At 71.8% G+C, this 2,009-nt stretch carries 2 protein-coding genes; both read right to left on the bottom strand.

Features of this window, described 5'->3' with window-relative positions:
* Positions 1 to 1,648, bottom strand: a 1,648-nt coding sequence (locus tag ACFWZ2_RS43545) for a condensation domain-containing protein (RefSeq protein ID WP_384555348.1), incomplete at its 3' end; no start/stop codon positions are given.
* On the bottom strand, positions 1,648 to 2,009 hold a 362-nt coding region (locus ACFWZ2_RS43540; RefSeq protein WP_384555347.1), incomplete at its 5' end, for a phosphopantetheine-binding protein. The genes ACFWZ2_RS43540 and ACFWZ2_RS43545, both read right to left, overlap by 1 nt.

Raw genomic sequence — 2,009 nt, 5'->3', positions numbered from 1 at the left:
CCCGCGCCTCCAGCTCGGCGTACGACACCCGGGAACCCTCGGAGACGATCGCCACCGCGTCGGGCGTGCGGGTCGCCTGCCACTCGAACAGCGCGTGCACGAGATCGACGTCGAGGTCGGCCGCCGTGTCGTTCCAGTCGGTCAGCACGCGGCGGCGTTCGGCCTCGTCGACGATGCGGATCGAGCTCAGCGCGCGGCCGGGATCCGCCGTCGCCTGGTCGAGGACCTGGGTCAGCCGTGCGGCGATGCACTCGACCGACGCCACGTCGAACAGGTCGGCCGCCGCCGTCACCGAGCCGCGCAGGCCCGCCGGAGCGCCCTGCGCGTCGAAGACCTCGCGGACCGAGACGTCGAGATCGAACTTGGCCGCCCGCGTGCCCGCTTCCCGGCCCTCGGACCCGGACCCGGCCCCGGCCCCTGGCCTGGTTCGGGACTGGGTGTCGGAGGGCGTTTCGGAGGGTGTCTCGGATGGTGCTTCGGATGGCGTTTGGCCCGAGGCAAGGACGGTCCGCTGGTTGTTCTGGACGGTCAGCATGACCTGGAAGAGCGGGTGCCGGGCCAGGGAGCGGGCCGGGGCCAGCTCCTCCACGAGCTTCTCGAACGGCACGTCCTGGTGCTTGAAGGCCGACAGCCCGGTCTTCCGCACCTGTGCGAGCACCTCCCGAAAGGTGGGATCACCCGACAGGTCCGTGCGGATCACTAGCGTGTTGACGAAGAAGCCGACCAGGTCCTCCAGCGCCTCGTCCGTACGCCCCGCCACGGCCGTCCCGACGGGGATGTCGGTGCCCGCGCCGAGCCGGGACAGGAGGGTGGCCAGAGCGGCCTGGAGGACCATGAACGTCGTCACGCCCTCGGCCCGCGCCACCGTCGCGAGGCGCGCGTGCACCTCGGCGGGGACGCTCAGCGGGACGATGTGTCCGCGGTGGGAGGCCACCGGCGGACGGGGGCGGTCGGTGGGGAGCTCCAGCTCCTCCGGTACGTCCGCCAACGCCTCGCGCCAGTATCCGATCTGGCGGGACATCACGCTGTCCGGGTCCGTCTCGTCGCCGAGCAGCTTGCGCTGCCACAGCGCGTAGTCGGCGTACTGGACGGGCAGCGGCTCCCACTCGGGGGCCCGGCCCCGCACGCGCGCCTCATAGGCGGTCGTGAGGTCCCGAGCCAGCGGGCCCTCCGACCAGCCGTCGCTCGCGATGTGGTGCATGACGACGACGAGGACCCGCTCGTCAGCCCCGGCCCCGGACCTGGACCTGGACCCGGCCCCGGCCCCGGCCCCGGCCCCAGTCTCGGCCCCGGCTCCCGCCTCGAACAGCCATGCTCTGATGGGCAGCTCGGCGGCCAGGTCGAACGCGTACCGCCCGGCCTCGTCGATCGCGCCGTCCAGCTCTGCCGGGGTGACCTCGGCGACCGTCAGCTCCCAGTCCAGTTCGTCGAGCCCGAGGATCCGCTGGTACGGCTCACCGTTGGCGACCTCGTAGACCGTGCGTAGGACCTCGTGCCGCCCGATCACGTCCCTCAGGGCCGCGCCGAGCGCGTCGCGCTCCACGCCGCCCGGCAGGCGCAGCACGACCGGAACGTTGTAGGTCGAACTCGGGCCTTCCAACTGGCTGATGAACCACAGCCGCCGCTGCGCGAATGACAACGGAATCATCAGGACTCCTCCTGGTTACGCATCGGCTGCAACGCCGGCCTGGTTGACTTCACGCTTCCGAGCTGCTGGGCGAGTCCCGCCACCGTCGGTGCGTCGAACAGCGCCGCGATCTCCACCTCGACGCCAAGGGCCGTCCTGATGCGGTTGACCAGTCGCACCGCGAGCAGCGAGTGGCCGCCGAGTGCGAAGAAGTCGTCGTCGACACCCACCTCGGGCAGGCCGAGAACGTGGGCGAACGCCTCGCTCAGGACCTCTTCCTCATAGGTCGCGGGGCCTCGGCCGGAACCCGCGCCTTCGGCGTAGTCCGGGGCGGGGAGGGCCTTGCGGTCGAGTTTGCCGTTGGCGGTCAGGGGCAGGGCGT

The organism is Streptomyces sp. NPDC059002 (assembly GCF_042740435.1).
Taxonomy (GTDB): domain Bacteria; phylum Actinomycetota; class Actinomycetes; order Streptomycetales; family Streptomycetaceae; genus Streptomyces.
The sequence above is the reverse complement of the archived record's forward strand: the minus strand, read 5'-3'. Positions and strand labels throughout refer to the sequence as shown.